Origin of the sequence: Candidatus Poriferisodalis sp. (genome assembly GCF_965208895.1) — a bacterium.
Classification (GTDB): domain Bacteria; phylum Actinomycetota; class Acidimicrobiia; order Acidimicrobiales; family Poriferisodalaceae; genus Poriferisodalis.
The window spans coordinates 3,011,733-3,028,815 of record NZ_OZ242363.1; the positions used below are offsets into that span (position 1 = coordinate 3,011,733).

Consider the following 17,083-nt stretch of genomic DNA (forward strand, 5'->3'; position numbering starts at 1 on the left):
GCAGGCTGCGCTACCCACGCGCCCCAGTAGCCTCGCTGCCGTATGCGTCCGCCCGAGGACATGCCGCCTCCGTCATCTGAACCGCCAGGGGGACCTCAGGGTCCTCAAGGCCCCCAAGGTCCACAGGGTCCCCGGCCGGTGCCGCGCCGCCCACGCGGTCTCACGCGCTTCCGCCTGATCATCGGCATCGCTGTCGCGATTGCTTTGGTTCTGCTGTTCTCCATCCGGGGCCTGGCCGGTTTCTGGACCGACTTTCTGTGGTTCGACAGCCTGGGTTACTCCTCGGTGTGGTGGAAGGTGCTGTGGGCCAAGATCGGCTTGGGCCTGCTGTTCACGGCGATCTTCTTCGTCCTGCTGTGGTTGAACCTGTTCATCGCCGAGCGTCTTGCTGCCCGCGCGACTCCGTCGGGACCGGCCGAGGACATCGCCGCCCGCTGGCACCAGATGTCCCGCCGGCGTCGTGGCCTCGTCCGCATCGGCGTCTCGCTGATCCTCGCCTTCATGGTCGGCTCCGGCGTCTCAGGCCAGTGGGAAGCGTGGCTGTTCTTCATCAACGCCACCGACTTCGGCCTCGCCGACCCGCAGTTCGGCCGCGACGTCGGCTTCTACGTCTTCCGCCTGCCGTTCTTCAACTTCCTGGTCGGCTGGGCGTTCGCTGCGGTGCTGGTGACGTTCATCTTCACCACCGTCTGGCATTACCTGAGTGGCGCGATCCGGGTGCAGGCCCCTGCGGGCAGCCGGGTGCAGCCGCAGGTGAAGGCTCACCTGTCGCTGCTGCTGGGCATCTTGGCGCTCATCAAGGCGGTCGGCTACTACTTCGACCAGTTCGAGCTGACGCTGTCGGCTCGGGGCTTCGTCGACGGCGCTACCTACACCGACGTGAACGCGCAGCTGCCGGTGTTGCGGCTGCTCATGGTGATCAGCCTGTTCAGCTTCGTGCTGCTGGTGGTGAACATCTGGCGGCGCGGCTTCACCTACCCGGTGATCGCCGTGGCGCTGTGGGTGGTCATTGCCGGGCTCGCGGGTGCGGCGTACCCGGCCATCGTTCAGCGCTTTCAGGTGGAGCCTTCGGAGTCCACCCGTGAGGCCCCGTACATCGAGCGCAACATCGAGATGACCCGCATCGCGCTCGGGCTCGACAACGTGACGTCGAGCGAGTTCAACTACGAACCCGAGCTGACCGCCGAAGACATCGAGAAGAACTTCGACACGGTGCGCAACGTGAGGCTGCTCGACCCCGCAGTCATGCAGGACACGTTCCAGCAGACCCAGGGCATCAAGAGCTTCTACGACTTCCGTGACATCGACGTCGACCGCTACGAGATCGACGGCCAGATCACCCAGATCGTGCTGGCGGCCCGTGAGCTGCGCCCAACCGAGCTGCCGACCGACACGTGGGAGACCGAACACGTCGCCTACACCCACGGCTACGGCGTGGCTGCGGCGCCCGCCAACGGCGTCGATGCCAATGGCCGACCGGCGTACGCACTGGGCGATATTCCCAACGTGATCTCGCCCGGCGCGGAGGCACTCGAGCTCGACGAGCCGGGTCTGTACGTGGGCGAGGACCTGCAGGGTTATGCGATCATCGGCGCCCAGCGAGCCGAGGTCGACTTCCAGGACGACGACGACCATACCGAGACGACCCGCTACGACGGTGAAGACGGCGTCGGCATCGGCGGCTTCTTCCGGCGCCTGGCGTTCGCCGTGCGCTTCGCCGAGCCGAACCTGCTGGTGTCGGGCGAGATCCAGGGCGAGAGCCGGATCCTCTTCAACCGTGACATCACCCAGCGGGTGGAGCTGCTGGCCCCGTTCCTGTCCTACGACAGCGACCCGTATCCCGTCGTGCTCGACGGGAAGGTGAAGTGGGTGCTCGACGCCTACACCACCACCACGCAGTTCCCCTATGCGCAGCGCACCAATTCGCGGGCGTCGACGGTGGGAAGCGACCTGCGCGATCCGTTCAACTACGTGCGCAACTCGGTGAAGGCCGTGGTGGATGCGCACGACGGCACGGTCACGTTCTATGTCGTAGACCGCAGCGACCCAATCGTGCAGTCCTACATCAAGCAGTTCCCGGCGCTGTTCTCCGACGATGCGCCGCCGGCCGAGCTGCAGGAACACTTCCGTTATCCCGAGGACCTGTTCCGGGTGCAGACCGAAGCGTGGGGCCGCTACCGCCTGAACAACCCGTCGGAGTTCTATGACGCTGCGGGTGCGTGGGCAGTGGCGCAGGACCCGGGCGATTCGATCGGCCAGACCACAGTCGAGACGGTGCGCGACGAGACGACCGGGCAGGTGATCGCCACGGTCGAGGCCAGGATCTCGCCGCAGTACCTGCTGTTCCGATTGCCGGGCGACGACACTCCGTCATTCGTGATCTTCCGGCCGTTCGTGCCCTTCTCCGACGACGACTCCAGAAAGAACCTCGAAGGCTTCATGGTGGTCCACAACGATCCGGACCGATATGGCGATATCGAGGTGTTCGAGATCCGCTCGGATCAGCCGATCGACGGTCCTGCGCTGTTCAATTCGAACATCCAGACCGAGGAGGAAATCTCCGAGCGGCTGACGCTGCTGAACCAGAACGGCTCGGTGGTGAGGCCCGGCAACCTGCTGCTGATCCCGGTGGAGAACTCGCTGCTGTACGTGCGGCCGCTGTTCATTGCGGCAACAGGGCCGACGGCGGTGCCTGAGCTGCAGTTGGTGATTGCCGGCATCGGGTCGAATGTGGCGATCTCCGAGACGTTCGAAGGGGCGCTCGAGAAGGCGATTGGCGGGGCCGAGATCGACATCGGCAACGAGACGATCCGGTCGACCAGTGCGGCGCCCACGACAACCGACGATGCCGAAGACGAGCCGGAAGCCGCTGCGCCTGAAGACGAGGCCGACGAACCCGACCCGGCACCCGAAACCGACACGGTGACCAACCTGCTCGAGCGAGCCTCACGGGCGTTCGACCGGGCCGATGCCGCCCTGCGCGAAGGCGACCTGGCCGCTTACCAGGAGGCCGTCGACGAGGCCGAAGGCCTCATCGCCCGAGCTGCCCGAATCCTCGAACAAGCCGCCTCCGGCTAAGCCCGACGGCACGGCTGGCCCCACCGTATGAGTGAGTGCGCGGGCTGATGTCGTCTGAACAAGCACGGTCACGACTTCGTGAACTGATTCTTGACGGCGCCGCAGGGCCAGTGATTGGGCGTGCCGACGAGCAGTACTTCGCTTCCCTCCGAGATCGCGCTAGGGCAAAGGCCAAAGCACCGCAATCTCCGGCCGGCAAGCCTGCGAACCTCAGGTCGCCCTAGCCGCGCAGCAGCCCTCGACCCTGGATGAAGCGAGATTCCGCACCCAACCTTGCTGGTGTCGGAAGGCCGCTGGTAGTGTTGTCGCTCTCGCCGCGGGGTGGAGCAGTCTGGAAGCTCGTCGGGCTCATAACCCGAAGGTCGCAGGTTCAAATCCTGCCCCCGCCACCAACCGGCAAGCCCCGAGAGCCCAGCTCCGGGGCTTGTTTCGCGCCCGTCAGTCCTCGCGTCGCACGCCCTTGAACGGGCCTCCGGCTCTCTTCATCGCCATGAAGCGGCCCGAGGACGCGTCGCGCTTGATCCAGTTGCCGTTCTTCGGATTCTGGAACTGACTGCGGCCTCTGATGGCTCCGTTCCGGCCGCCGCCTTTGCCGCCGTTCTTGGCCATCGTGCCTCCTGGCTCCGTCAACTCAGTGTATTTCTGAGCTGGTCAAGCTGACGGTGTCGCGTCCCCCTGCCCAAGCCGATTCGGCCCACCCAACCTCGGCGTGCGGCAGCAGTCAGCTCACTGCCACGGCTGGCAGACCACCCATGCAGGCCATTCCCGGTGTGACTCGTTCGGCGTAGCTATGGGTCGTCCTGCGCAGGCGCCCTGTCATCCGCTGCCGAGTCTCGCTGCAGTTCGGGCCAACGATTGAGCATCTTGCTGCATATGTCCGCGTAGAGGCGTTCGGTTGCGCCTCCACCCAATGCAGCCTCTGGGGCTACATCGAATGCATAGTGCAGCAGCGTGGGGGTGTCGGTCGCGATCACCATGTCGATCAGCAACGGGTTGGGTGAAACGCCGACGGTCTGATCGGTGTCGAACACGAGAATCCAGGCTGGGGCTTCCTCGGTCAGACCGACGCCCTCCGGTCGAGGTAACGACCGGAGCGTCGGATTATCAGGATCGGGTTGTAGCTCAGGTCGGCCGAGATGGGGCTGCCAGGAATTCCACACAGCACGCGGAAGCGCCAACACGGTTCCTGCGCAGCTCGTGTGCAGACCCAACTGGAACTTGAAAATCATCTGGTAAAAGGTCCGCTTGAACGTGTCGGCGATACTGGGCCCTTGGATTGCTCGCCCCGCCCATTCGGGATTCTCACCAATCTGATCGGCGAAGCTCGCATCGTGCAGGTCGAGCGCGCTTCGCAGCGCGCTCGTGGCTTCCCCATACGACCCGTGGAACTCCATTGTCTGCACCTCCACGATGGCGTACCGACCGATCTCGGGATCGCCAGAACCCGGCAGTAGCTGAACCATTGTGATGTCGAACGAAAACTCCGGTGACCCGTCGGTCGGTCTCAACGAGATTTCACCGCCGAGGCGAGCACGGAAGTAGACGAACGCCGGTGTGCCGGCGGCGAGCGCTGCTCGAATGCGCGACTGGGTTGTCGGTTCGTCAAGCGTCACGGCTGCGACGATCAGCGCATCCGCATCAACGGCGATGTCGAATAGGCGATGCGCGACTTCGTTGAGCAACCCGTGGTCGAGTGTGCGATATGGGCAAACCAGCCAGTCGATCGAACCCTCGTCCACGCCATATCGCGTTGCGTCCCGGCTGGTGATGGTGCACACGCCTTGGGAGGGCGTCGCCTTGATGCACTCCTGAGCTTCGCCAACCGCGGCGGTCAGAAAGGGGCACAGTTGAGTCTTCATCGCATCCAGCGATGCGTCGCCGAGTTGCACACCGGGGAAGATGCGCTGCCCGAACCACTCTCCCACGAAGTGATTCGGCCGCCGCGAGCTACTCGGAGGCATCAGGCCGGGTGCCGGTCGTGGTCGCTAGATCCTGCGCAGCAACCTCTGCGAACGATTCGGCCATCTCGAATCCAATCGCGGTGCGCCCATTCTCGGCCGCGATCGTGAGCGCACGTCCGGTGCCGCAGAACGGGTCCAGAACCACGCCGCCGACCGGTGAAGACGACAGAATGCGAGGGCGAATCAGGTCAGGCGGGAATGTCGCCGTGTGGCCGTGCGCACCCGAGCGAGCGTTGACCGTCACGACGTCGCGCCGGCCGGGCTCGGCTTCCTCCGCGTCGTAGAAATATGAGGCCCGGCCCTCGCTCGGCCGCTGGACGAAGTGAAACAGGTGCTCGTGGGCCAGCCGAAGACGATCCTTCTCTGGACGGGGCGGAACGTTCGGCTTCGACCAGATGAGATCGTTGCGAAGAATCCAGCGACGACCCTGCATCGCGATCGCGAACCGTGCTGGCACCATCAGCAACTGCTTTTCCTGTCGGTAGTCCCCCATCGGAGTTCGCCGCCTGACCCTGCCCGTGTCTCCGAGACCCTGGCGGCCCCGGGGGCGGATGCTTGCCCACCGCGCGAAATAGGTGTCTCCCATATTGACCCAGACGTTCCCGTCGGGTTTGAGAACAGGGCGCGCTCGATCGAACCACTCGGCTAGGTGCGCCACGTACCAGTCGGGGGTCGGCTCAAGGCCCAACATGCCGCCGTTCGCTCGATACCAGTCATACGGCGGGGCTGCATCGAGCGGGTTGCCCTCGCGACGCCACGCATCCTGAACCCCCCAATCGTGGTGCTCCTGCCCCTCGTACACGCGTTGACACCAGTACGGTGGACTCGTCACGATCAAGTCCACGGACGACTCAGGGAGCTTGTCGATCAGATCGAATGCATCACCGCAGTAGACCTCGGATGCTTGAGGTGCCGACGCATTGGCAGATCGATTGCTCATGCAGTCCACAATAGGAACAGGGTGCGACACGAAAGCGGACTGCGGTCGGCGAGACGGTCCCGGAGTGCCGGTTCCGGTAGTGGGTGCATCGTGTCAATGGGCAGTGGGATCTGCCCGGTGGCGGCCCGAAGTGCTGCACGACTTTCTGACTTGTCATGATATGCGGGTGATCCACCACGGGGGGGCCTGTCATATTTTTTGTGTATCCGGGCGTGGTGGTTTTCATCGGATGTGGTCGGCGATCCGGTCGCCGTAGTGGACGGTCAAGGTGTTGAGGATGGCTTTCCAGCCGTTGGTCTTGCCGGTGAGGTTGGTTCGGTTCTTGGGTCGGGCGGTGGCGATGAGGCAGGTGGACTTTCATCGCGGCTTGTTCGTTGGGGAAGTGTCCTCGATGGCGCACTGCCCGTCGGAATCTGGCGTTGAGGCTTTCTATGGCGTTTGTATCGGGTATGAAATCTGTGGTGCTGTGCTCGTCGGCGGCCGGGTCTTCTAGGTTCGGGGCTGTCGGGTTCGGGGCTTTTGGAGGAACAGTCAGGGCAGGCCGATCTACACGTTGAGCTGCGAGCTCGTGTTAGTACTTGGCCGCCCCTGCGACCGGCCCGACTGCGCTGCGAGCGCGAATCCGTTTTTGTCGTGTCCGCCCGGCGGTTCCTCGATCCGAAGTTGGAGAGGAGACACAGCTGTGGTGCGTCATGTCGGGATGGATGTGCATCGTTCGTTCGCGCAGATCGCTGTCGTGGAGGACGGGCTGGTGCGCGACGAGGGCAGGATCGGGGTGCGCCCGCAGGACCTGCGCCAGTGGGCTGCGGAGTTCCTTGAGCCTGACGATGAGATCGCGCTTGAGGCGACGACGAACTCGGATGCGATCGCAGTGATGCTGCGCGAGGTGGTGGCCAGGGTGGTGGTGTCCAATCCGCGCAAGACCAGAGCGATCGCTGAGGCCAAGGTGAAGACCGACAAGGTCGACGCCCGCATCCTCGCTCAGCTGCTGGCGGCCGATTTCTTGCCCGAGACCTGGGTGGCTGACGAGCGGACCCGGATGCGGCGGCGGCTGGTGGCCCGGCGCACCCATCTGGTGCGTCAGCGCACCCGGCTCAAGAACCAAGTGCATGCCATCTTGTCGCGCAATCTGGTGCCCACATGCCCTCACGCGGATCTGTTCGGCGGTGTCGGACGACGCTGGCTGGCCGCCCAGGCGCTGCCCGCTGACGAGCAGCGCAGCGTCGACGCGTTGTTGCGCCAGCTCGACTTCGGCGGCGACGAGCTTGCTGTAGTCGAGCGCGACATCGCCGTCGACGCCGTCGGGGATCCGGTGATCGGCCGGTTGATGACCGTGCCGGGCATCAACGTCACTGTGGCCGCCTCGATCATGGCCGCGGTCGGGGACTTCTCGCGTTTCGAGTCGCCTGACCGGCTGGTGTCCTACCTGGGGCTGAACCCCAAGGTCTCCCAGTCCGGCAACGGCCCCGCCCGTCACGGCCGGATCACCAAAGCAGGCCGATCGCAGGCCCGCGGGATGCTCGTTGAGGCCGCTTTCTCGGCGTCGCGTGCCCCCGGTCCGCTGCGAGCGTTCCACCGACGCATCAAGGCCCGACGCGGGTTCCAGATAGCCACTGTCGCGACCGCGAGGAAGATGACGGTGCTGTGCTGGCATCTGATCACCAAGGGCGAGGATTACGCGTTCGCCCGCCCGAGCCTGGTCGCGCACAAACGCCGAAGCCTCGAGCTCGCCGCCGGCGCCCCGCCGCGGCCCGGCCCGGCCCCCACGCGGGGCCGTCACGGGACTACCACCACAAGCCGCTGCGAGACGCCGAGAAAGCACTCGTCGAGCAACAAGAACACGCTTATGAAGTCCTCGTCGCTCACTGGCAGCCCCAACGCCCCCACACCAGAACTTGACAATTACATCCGTGGTGTAGACGACTTTGCGCAGCTCGGCGGGGAACTCCCCGAACGGCACGAACTCGTCCCATGACTGCCGCCACGAGCGGATCATGGCGGGGCAGGGTGTCCTGCGAGTCGGCGGCAAAGCTCTCGAAGCGTTGCTCGGCGGCCTCGACGGTCGCTGAGGTGTAGATGTCGCGCATCGCTTTGGTGATGGGGCTCCAGTGCTTGCGGGACGCGTACCGCAGGCTGTTGGGGACCATGTGCACGACGCAGACTTCTGTTGTCAACCTTTTGGCGGGGACCGGGCTGTGCGGGGGCGCGCTGGCGGGGCCGGCGTTGTGTCGGCGGGAGCCGGATTGGTGTTGGGCGGCCGGTTCAGCGTGGCGTGTCGGGTCGGTGGATCGCGGGGTCGTAGAGGGTGCGATCTTGCCAGCAGCGCCACAGGACGCGCAGCCAGCTCGACGCTACGGCACGCAGGGCGGTGTGCTTGGTGGCGCCGCGTTCGCAGGCTTTGGCGTAGCGGGCTGCTGAGACGGGGTCAATGCGCTTGAGGGTGTAGGCCCAGCTGGTGGTGGCGGCTCGCAGTCGGCGGTTGCAGGCCCGCCGACCCGCACGCGTTGGATCTTGCCTGATGACAGCGTGACCGGCGCGGCGCCTGCCTCGGCGAGCAGTGCCTGTGCTGTGGGGTAGCGGCCGCGGTCCTCGCCGATTTCTGAGATGAGCTCGGCTGCGGTGACGCGGCCCACGGCGGGGAAGCTGTCGATGATCCGATGGTCGGGGTGGTCGGCGAGTAGTGCGCCGATGCGCCGGTTGCAGGACCGGATCTGGTGGTTCAGCAGTTCGAGCTGGTCGGCCAGCGCCAGGGCTGCGTAGCTGTGCCCGGCGACGCTGCCGGGTGCTGCGCACAGCAGATTGGCGCGCAGCCGCTCGGCGAGCACACCGGCCGGGACCCGGCCCGAGTAGCCGATGCGACTGCAGAAACCGGCCATGCGGTTGTCGCCGACCCGGCCTGCGGCCTCTGGGGTCGGGTAGCCGCGCAAGAACGCGATCGTGGCGTCGCGGTCGACGCTGGAGAACAGCGCGGTCACCGCAGGGTGATAGGCGACCAAGGTCTCTCGAAGCTGCGCCTCGACAGCGATCTGGCTGTCCACGCACTGACGGCGGTGCCGCGTCACCGCCCGCAGCTCGGCTTGCAGCGCGGACTCCGCAGCCAGGGGCCGCCACTTCCAGCCGTCGGTGCGCATCAGATCAGCCAGCACGAACGCGTCGAAGCGGTCGCTCTTGCGAACCGCGGCCTGGTGGCGTTCACGAGCAGCAGCCGAAACCCTTGGACTCACCGCGAACACCGCGAAGCCCTCACTGAGGAGCCGCTCGACGAGCAGCCCCTCGCTTCGCTCGACCGCGACCCCCACGAGCCCGTCGTGATCTCCCAGCAAAGCGACGAGACCGTCGACGCCCGCCCGGTCATGGGCGAAACGCCGGTTGACCAGCTCCCGCCCCAAGTCATCGACGACTGCGGCCTGGTGATAAGCCCCGCCCCAGTCGATACCGGCAAATGCTGTCATATGTCGTCCTCCGTCGAGGTCAGCTCACCCGTCTCGACAGACCGCCACCGTCACTCGTTTCGGCGCTCGCAGCGCAACTCCTGATTGCAGTTCGAGGCCCGTCATCGACGAAAGGAACAGGTCTGCGTCCGGACCTCCTGGGTCGGTCTGCACTGGTTCTCTTCCGCCGACGCGGATGACACCCCGAACCCTTCGGGGCCTACCCATAATGAACTAACGATGTCTGAACCGTCGCTTCGGGCCAGGTCGCCCGGATCGCCGAGGGCAGGCCCTTGAGTCCGTCGCAGCACACGAACCGACGCGTCGGCGAGACCCCGGTTTCGCAGCTCGGTCAGCATCGTGGCCCACTGGGTGGCGCCCTCGCCGCCCGATGGGCCCAGCCACATGCCCAAGACGTCGCGTTCGCCTTGAAGATCAACGCCTATGGCCACATAGACGGGCCTGTTCGCGACCTGGGAGTCAAGGGCCTTGACGACGATCGCGTCGAACCCAGCACCGCGTAGACCGGATCGAGCGGTGCGGTTCTGCCACACCGCCATGTCAGCCACGATCCCCTCGGTGATCTTCGAGATCGTCTCCCGGCTCACCGAGGTGTCATAGATCTCGGCCAGGTGGTCCTGGATCTCGCCGGTCGTGAGCCCCTTCGCATAGAGACTGATCACGTTGCCCGACAGCCCGTCCAGACGGCGCCGGTGCTTGGGCACCGTCACAGGGCAGAACGTGCCCGCACGGTCACGCGGCACCCGAAGGTCGACCTCGCCGATCTCGGTGGTGACCGTCTTGGGGGTCGACCCGTTGCGAGAGTTCCCCGACCCGCGGCCCGCAGCCGCGTGACGCTCATAGCCCAGATGCTCGCTCATCTCGACCTCCAGGCCGATCCGGGGGCACCTGACGCACCAGCCCCGTCAAAAGGCCGCCGTCGCCGGTCAGCTCCACGCCCTCAGCGCGTGCCTGGGCCACCAAAAGCTCGGCCCAGTCGGCCATCGCCGTCTCGCCGACGGCCTCTCCCGCCGGCACAGCCGGCATATTCTGATCAGCCGCAGACATGATCCTTCCCGGCCCCCAGCACCCAGCCAGGGACCCTCAGACCACGCCGCTTACACAAACTTTCCGACACTCCCCATCACGCGCACGAAACCTCACGGTGAGCGCGATGCCGTTACCGTCTCGGGGTCGGTCTGCCGCACGGGCGAAGGGATTCCGATGGTCCGAGTCGAGTCGCTGTCCGAGGTTCTGCTGCGTGAGGTGTGGCCTGATGAGGCCAGGGACTTCACGCCGTGGCTTGCTGAGCATCCCGCGCATCTGGGCAGGGCGCTGCACATGGACATGGAGACGACAGGGCGGCGAGGTGGCGGTGCCTTCTGAGCCTGAATCCACCGGTGGGGTGGTTGGGAAACAGCCCTGCCCGCCCGGGCGAGCAGCCAGCCCCTGACGCCGTCGCGCCAGGGCCGCCGGCAACGTAATGGGGGTCATTGGGGCGTGGTGGTGCCCGGTTCGGCTTGGGGGGGTTGGGTTGTGTGCTGCGCTTTTGGGGGTGTGCTGCGCTTTTGGGGGTGTGCTGCGCCGGGCGGCTGGGCGCTGGGGGCGGTTCAGCAGTGTTGGGGCAGGCTGCGGATCTTGTCGAGCGCGGCGGCGAACGTGTGAGCCCAGGGCCATCGGGCGGGGAGCCGCAGGGTGGGCCGTCCGCTGCGGTTGACGAGCCGGCCGGGGACGGCGAGCAGGCGGCGTGCGATGGTGGCGGCGACGGTGAGCTTTCGGGGGTCGTGGACGTGTCCGATGCGCGCTGTCCAGCGTGCGATGTTGTGCGCGAGCACGGCGCAGGCGAGCCATGCGGCGTTGGCGGCGAAGCGTCCTGAGGGGCTGTGGGCGAGGCCGCCGGCTTTGAGGTCTTTGATGGCGAGCTCGACGCGTGCGTGACGGCGGTAGGCGGCGTCGGCTGTTTTGGTGTCGAGCGTTTCGGCGTCGATGTCGGTGACGACGGCGTGGTGGCGCCAGTCGGGGAACAGGTCGCCTTGCTCGCCGACGATGCGGGTGCGGCGCACCACCAGCCGCACCGTGCGAGCGGGCTTGCCGCGGCGGCGCCGGCTCGAGGTCAACGTCGTCTCGGCGACGTGTGCCTCGCCGTCGTCGGTGTAGCCGATCGGGGTCCATTCGTCGTCGTCGATCGCGGCGATCGCCTTGTCGACAGCGGGGTTGCGGCCCACAGCGATCAGGAACCTCACGTCGAGCTTGTCGAGCCGCTCGGTCAGGTCCCAGGAGAAGAACCCTGCGTCGGCGCGCAGCGTCAGCGCCGCCTGTGGCGCCAACCGCCGCGTCCTGGCGACGGTCTCGGACACGAACCGCAGGTGTCCTTTCTGGGAGGACCCCTTGCGCATCCGCGAATGCAATATCTCGCCGGTGTCGTCGCGCACCGCGACCAACGGGTGATAGCCCAGCGTGCGCGTATGCCCATAGGCGGCGCCTTGCTTCGCGTCGGAGTGCACCTCGCGGACCGTCGAGTCGACATCGATCGTGACCTGCTCGGCCGCAGGGGCGGCGCCTGCGTCCCACGCGCGGCCCAACGCCAGCTCCTGCGCGCGGTCGAGCTGACGCACATGACCGAACGTGAACGACCTCGCGAACGTCCCCAACGTCGACGGCGCCACAGGCGCGAACCCCAGCACCGACCTTGTCGACGCGGCCCGCAGCCTGTCCGCGTCCGAAAAGAACGAACCGCCCACCAGCATCGAGCACACCGCCGTGAGCACCTTGGCACCCGAACCGCGGCCCGACCCCGGCGGCGTCACCACCTCATCGATCAACGACTCCAGACCCAGCCGGGCCACCAGCGACCCCGCCAACAACAACCCCGCATCGGCGACCAAAGACTCCTCGTCGAACACTGCCTCAATCCGGTCCAGACCCCCAGCTACGCTGCTCACAGAAAGTGCCTCCCGTCATGGCATCACGCCGACTATTCGTCAACGGCAAAATGCCACGTCAGGAGGCCTTTCTGGTGGACGCGCACCACCCAAACCCGCCACCCCACCGGTGGATCCAGGCTGAGTGGGTGAAGCTTCGACCGTGGAGCGGGTCGCAGGCGGACGGGTTTGAGGAATTGTGCGCACAGCTTGCTGATGAGCACACTCCAGGTGCCGCCCGCTTCCAGCGGGTCGGCAATCCTGATGGCGGGGTGGAGTGCTATTGCGAGTTCGCAGATGGAACCAAGTGGGGCTGGCAGGCCAAGTTCTTCTTGTCTGCGCTCGGCGACACACAGTGGCGCCAGCTGGATCGGTCTGTCGAGACGGCGCTCAAGGCTCATCCGTCGTTGACTCGGTACTTCGTGTGCCTGCCGCGGAATCTGTCTCACGCGCCCCGAGCCGGTGTGAGGACCACCGAGAAGCAGAAGTGGCAAGGCCGGGTCGCCAAGTGGCAGAGGTGGGCTCGCGATCGTGGCAGGGACGTGGAATTCGTGTTCTGGGGCGAGACTCAACTGCTGCAGTGGTTGTCGCGACCCGAGCATGTCGGCCGACGCGAGTTCTGGTTCGGCGATCCTGGTCAATTCAGCGACGAATGGCTGGCGAATCGACTTGACGCGGCGATCAGGACTGCGGGGCCTCGATATACGCCAGTGATCCACGTTGATTTGCCTGTGGCCAAGAAGTTCGAGGTGTTCGGGCGAACCGGGTTCGCTGCAGCGGAGGTTCGCAAGCTCGCTGAGGACGTACAGCGGGGTTTGGGCTACTTGGGGCGTGTTGCCGCCGGCGAATCACCGAGCGGCGGCTTGGCTGGGCTTCAAGAGTTCGTCGGGGCCATTCAGCGGGTCGTGCAGCGGATCAGCGGGCATCGGTGCCGATCTGACGAGGATTGGAGACTGGCGGAGATCAAGGGCACGATCCACGATGCTCTCTCTCGCGGTGATCGCGGCCGAGCCGAGCTAGAAGCTGCCGCCGATGCCCACAGCCAGCGAGTCTCCGAGCAGGCGGAGAGCACCACAAGCCGCGTGAACCCCTACAGGGAGGCTCTGCACTCGCTCGACTCGCTTGAAGGGGCGGCGTGGGCGGCGTCGGGTGCGCTGCGGGAAATGGAGGAAATCGCGGATAGCTGCTTGATGCTCGTCACCGGTCAGGCCGGCACAGGCAAGACGCATCTGTTGTGCGATGTGGCCCGCAGGCGAATTGACGAGCGCCGCCCCACGGTGCTGCTGATGGGTCAGCAGTTCACAACGAACGAGCCGCTGTGGACTCAGGCGCTCCAGCAACTGGACCTCGCGCATCTTTCGGCCGAGGCGTTCGTCGGCGCCTTGGAGTCCGCGGCGCAGGCGTCAGGTTGCCGTGCGCTTCTGATGATCGATGCCGTCAATGAGGCACGAGATCACGGGATCTGGAATGCGCATCTCGCGTCATTCCTCGCCCCGATCCAAGCGTCGCCATGGATCGGCGTCGTTCTGTCGGTGCGCACGACTTATGCACACCATGTGCTGCCTGACGATGTCAGAGCAGACGCCGCCGAGGTGGCGCATGCGGGCTTCGCGGGGGTGGCGTATGACGCTGCGCGCAACTTCTTCGACTACTACGGCATCGAGTTCCCGTCCGTGCCGCTGATACGGCCCGAATTCAACAACCCGCTCTTCTTGAAGACGCTCTGCGCGGGTCTCAAGAACAGCGGTGAACGACGGATTCCGCTCGGCTCTGAGGGCATCTCACGAGTGTTCGACCGCTACCTGCGAGAACTTAACCGGCAGATTGCGGAGCGGCTCGACGTCGACCCGACGGACAGGGTCGTCGATCGCGCCTTGAAGATTCTTGCGGAGACATGCATACGCAATGCGAACCGCTCGATCGCCCGCGACGACGTCCGGGACCGCATCAACTCGCTCGTTCCCACGACAGGATTCACGGACTCTTTGTATCGGGCGCTCGTCGACGTCGATCTGCTCTCAGAGTTCGAAGGCCGGCCGCGACATGACGGATGGTTCGTCACATTCGGGTACGAGTGGTTCGCCGACCACCTCATGGCCTCCTATCTGGTCGATGAGCATGCCGACTGTTCGAGCCTCGCCGACGCGCTCACGGATGCGAGCACACCCGAAGGTGTGGCTAGGTGGGTCACATACAGCGGACTCCTGGACGCATTGTGCATCCACGCCGCCGAGCAGTACGCCGAAGAGCTGCCGAGCTTGCTGCCCGGCGGACTGGACAGCTTCGATGTCCGTTCTGCGTTCGTGCGCAGCCTTGCGTGGAGGGACCCGGCCTCTGTCGGGCTGCAGTGCCGGGAGATCGTCGATGGCCTGTTCGCCGACGAGCACTCGGGCAGGCTTGGCGCGGTCTTCGACGCTCTCGTGTCGTGCGCCACGGTCCCGAACCACCCGCTGGGAGCGGCCTATCTCCACGGGCGTCTGCGGAGCCTCGGGATTCCGGATCGGGACGAGATCTGGTCGACCTATCTTCATTGGGCATACGGCGAACAGGGGCCGATAGACCGGGTACTGGACTGGGCAGAGCAGTACAAGCCCGAGACGGCACCACTCGACGATCCCTCGCGGCACGCCTGTGCAGTGGTCCTCGCTTGGTTCTTGACGGCGTCGGATCGCTTCGTTCGCGATCGCGCCACCAAGGGACTCGTCGCGATACTGAGCAACGAACTGGCTGTCACGACGGATTGGGTACGCCGGCTCCAGGATGTTGACGACCCGTATGTGACTGAGCGGGTCTTCGCGGTCGCATACGGCGTCGCAATGCGCACAACAGACGCCGACGGTCTCGCACCGCTCGCCCAGACTGTGTACGAACTGGTGTTTGCTGGGGGCACACCTCCCGTCCACATTCTCTTGCGCGATTACGCCCGTGGAGTGATCGAGCGAGCTGTTCACCTCGGCGCGAACCTCGACATCGATGCCGATCGGATCAAACCGCCGTATCACAGCACATGGCCGCACATTCCCAGCAGCGAAGAACTCGAACACCTCGACCCGCTGTCAGGCGACCCGCCGCATGACCTGTCGGACGACGACAGAGCACGAGCCTGGCTCTGTTCCTCCATCAAGAGATCCGATTTTGCCCGATACGTGATCGGCACGAACTCGAAGTCTGAATCAAGGGACTGGCTGGAGGTTGCCCTCACCGAGCCGCCGTGGCGCTCTGCCGACGAGGTCTCTGACGCATTCGCAGTGATTCTCGGCCCGATTGCTCGGAGAGTTTTTCAGAAGCTCCGCACGAGGACGAAACCTACGCCGCTCTCGATCGCGTTCCGAGACGCCCTCGGCGGCCTCAATATCGACGAGTCTGACGAAGCACTTGATTCGTACCTCGATGCGACTGTTGAGGTGCCCTATCACGACGAGCAACTCGAACGCCTGCTGATCAGGATGCTCCCGCAAGAACACATCGCGCGATACGCAGAAGTAACGCAGGCACGAGGTGCTTCAGCACCGCGTCTGCAACTGGACATCATTCAGCGCTATGTGCTGTGGCGCGTATTCGATTTCGGATGGACGCCGGAGCGATTCGGGGACTTCGATCGGTCAACGGGCGGCGGTCCGCGACATGGGACGCAAAAGGCCGAGCGCATCGGCAAGAAATACCAGTGGATCGCGTACCACGAGATACTGGCGCTCATCGCTGACCACTATCAGTATCGATCTGATTACCAGGACACCGGTTCGAGCACTGACTACCAAGGACCTTGGCAGCTCAGCGTCCGGGACATCGATCCATCCGTGATCGTCCCCAGAATCGAGCGCGACCGAGACGATCCCGGCGCCCCGACAAGATGGTGGAACCGGTCAGTGCCGATCCCCACAGTTGACGAGATCCGACACGAGGACTGGCTGCGCGAAGAAGACGACATTCCAGGCCGTGACGGCCAGCTCCGTTTCCGGGACCCTGAGAGCGGCACGACCTGGATCAAGGTGCACGGATTCAGGACCTGGGAATCACCCGCTCCGCTTGTCATCGTCAGCGAGAAGGTCGACTACCGCGAACTGTGGCTCGATGCATACGGATACCTCGTCGACGCAGACCGCGTCGACGAGTTCCTCGCCTGGTCCCGAAACGTCGACTTCTGGAACCGATGGATGACCGAACCGCCAGAGGCGCACTACCTGTTCTTCGGCGAACTGGGCTGGGGACCGGGATTCAAGGACCAACTGAGCGACCACCTTGAATCGCAACATCCCGAGCCGTTCGATGACGGACGAGCGTGTCCGACGCCTCTGTGTCCGGCGGCATTCAGCTATAGCGCTGAAACGAGTGGCTACGACTGTTCGCTGACCGACAGTCACGAAATGCTGCGGTCCAACTCCCGACTCGTCGACGCGATGGGTATGCGATGGACGGGAAACGGCGCCGACTTCGTTGACAACCATGGAACGCTCGTCGCGTTTGATCCATCGACCCACGATGACTGCTCGTCGGCCTTGCTCATTCGAGAGGATCGCCTGTCCCAATACTTGGAGGACTCAGGCGATGCGCTCGTGTGGGCCATCGTGGGCGAAAAGCGGGCACGTGAACCCGGGAACTGGCTGGACTGCTGGGCAGCAAGCGTGCGACGATCCGGGGCCTACGTCTACGGAGACGATCCATCCCGAGGCAACATGCAGACCTACCCGGAAGCCCCGACCGGCGATCGCACCGCGTAGGCCTGGCTAGGAGGACTACGCCGAAGCTCACGGC

Annotated in this window: 11 protein-coding genes, 1 tRNA gene and 3 pseudogenes; 5 read left to right on the top strand and 10 right to left on the bottom strand. The window is 65.2% G+C overall.

What is annotated here, in order from left to right; all coding sequences use genetic code 11:
- Positions 1–138: 138 nt before the first annotated feature.
- Together ACOGJB_RS13560 and ACOGJB_RS13565 are read left to right on the top strand one after the other, a co-directional pair.
- Positions 139–3,078: a UPF0182 family protein gene (locus ACOGJB_RS13560; protein WP_419837634.1), complete on the top strand. Its 2,940-nt coding sequence runs from the start codon at positions 139–141 to the stop codon at positions 3,076–3,078.
- A gap of 315 nt (positions 3,079–3,393) precedes the next feature.
- A tRNA-Met gene (locus tag ACOGJB_RS13565) sits at positions 3,394–3,470 on the top strand.
- A gap of 46 nt (positions 3,471–3,516) precedes the next feature.
- On the opposite strand, the gene ACOGJB_RS13570 is transcribed toward ACOGJB_RS13565, so the two are convergent.
- From ACOGJB_RS13570 to ACOGJB_RS13585, 4 genes and pseudogenes are all read right to left on the bottom strand, one after another.
- Positions 3,517–3,687 carry a hypothetical protein gene (locus ACOGJB_RS13570; RefSeq protein WP_419837635.1) on the bottom strand — a complete coding sequence of 57 codons (171 nt, stop codon included), beginning with the start codon at positions 3,685–3,687 and terminating at the stop codon, positions 3,517–3,519.
- 179 nt (positions 3,688–3,866) lie between these two features.
- Complete coding sequence (locus tag ACOGJB_RS13575; RefSeq protein ID WP_419837636.1) at positions 3,867–5,003, bottom strand: hypothetical protein; 1,137 nt, start codon at positions 5,001–5,003, stop codon at positions 3,867–3,869.
- A 22-nt stretch (positions 5,004–5,025) separates the two neighbouring features.
- Positions 5,026–5,979 carry a DNA-methyltransferase gene (locus ACOGJB_RS13580; RefSeq protein ID WP_419837637.1) on the bottom strand — a complete coding sequence of 318 codons (954 nt, stop codon included), beginning with the start codon at positions 5,977–5,979 and terminating at the stop codon, positions 5,026–5,028.
- Positions 5,980–6,201: 222 nt separating this feature from the next.
- Positions 6,202–6,421: pseudogene (locus tag ACOGJB_RS13585) on the bottom strand (transposase); the annotation flags it as partial.
- A gap of 258 nt (positions 6,422–6,679) precedes the next feature.
- On the opposite strand from ACOGJB_RS13585, the pseudogene ACOGJB_RS13590 reads away from it, so the two are divergent.
- Positions 6,680–7,878: pseudogene (locus ACOGJB_RS13590) on the top strand (IS110 family transposase).
- On the opposite strand, the gene ACOGJB_RS13595 reads toward ACOGJB_RS13590, so the two are convergent.
- The 5 genes and pseudogenes from ACOGJB_RS13595 to ACOGJB_RS13615 all read right to left on the bottom strand — a co-directional run bounded on the left by ACOGJB_RS13595 (position 7,842) and on the right by ACOGJB_RS13615 (position 10,478).
- Positions 7,842–8,132, bottom strand: a complete 291-nt coding sequence (locus tag ACOGJB_RS13595; protein ID WP_419840743.1) for a transposase — start codon at positions 8,130–8,132, stop codon at positions 7,842–7,844. The pseudogene ACOGJB_RS13590 and the gene ACOGJB_RS13595 sit on opposite strands and share 37 nt — an antisense overlap.
- A gap of 198 nt (positions 8,133–8,330) precedes the next feature.
- On the bottom strand, positions 8,331–9,431 hold the full coding sequence (locus ACOGJB_RS13600) for an IS110 family transposase (protein ID WP_419837638.1): 1,101 nt from the start codon (positions 9,429–9,431) through the stop codon (positions 8,331–8,333).
- A gap of 199 nt (positions 9,432–9,630) precedes the next feature.
- Complete coding sequence (locus ACOGJB_RS13605; RefSeq protein WP_419840734.1) at positions 9,631–9,723, bottom strand: transposase; 93 nt, start codon at positions 9,721–9,723, stop codon at positions 9,631–9,633.
- A 58-nt stretch (positions 9,724–9,781) separates the two neighbouring features.
- Positions 9,782–10,291 (bottom strand): annotated as a pseudogene (locus tag ACOGJB_RS13610) (IS256 family transposase); the annotation flags it as partial.
- Positions 10,269–10,478: a hypothetical protein gene (locus ACOGJB_RS13615; protein WP_419837639.1), complete on the bottom strand. Its 210-nt coding sequence runs from the start codon at positions 10,476–10,478 to the stop codon at positions 10,269–10,271. The pseudogene ACOGJB_RS13610 and the gene ACOGJB_RS13615, both read right to left, overlap by 23 nt.
- 156 nt (positions 10,479–10,634) lie before the next feature.
- On the opposite strand from ACOGJB_RS13615, the gene ACOGJB_RS13620 reads away from it, so the two are divergent.
- Positions 10,635–10,796 (top strand): hypothetical protein, encoded by a 162-nt coding sequence (locus tag ACOGJB_RS13620; protein WP_419837640.1) that lies wholly within the window; start codon positions 10,635–10,637, stop codon positions 10,794–10,796.
- Between the two features lie 224 nt (positions 10,797–11,020).
- Here the strand turns inward: ACOGJB_RS13620 and ACOGJB_RS13625 are convergent, their stop codons facing one another.
- Entirely contained in the window at positions 11,021–12,352 is a 1,332-nt protein-coding gene (locus tag ACOGJB_RS13625; protein WP_419837032.1) for an IS1380 family transposase, read from the bottom strand.
- Between the two features lie 128 nt (positions 12,353–12,480).
- Here ACOGJB_RS13625 and avs2 point away from each other — a divergent pair, with 128 nt between their 5' ends.
- The gene (avs2, locus tag ACOGJB_RS13630) at positions 12,481–17,049 is read left to right on the top strand and encodes an AVAST type 2 anti-phage system protein Avs2 (protein WP_419837641.1); all 4,569 of its coding nucleotides are present in this window, start codon (positions 12,481–12,483) and stop codon (positions 17,047–17,049) included.
- Positions 17,050–17,083: the final 34 nt, after the last annotated feature.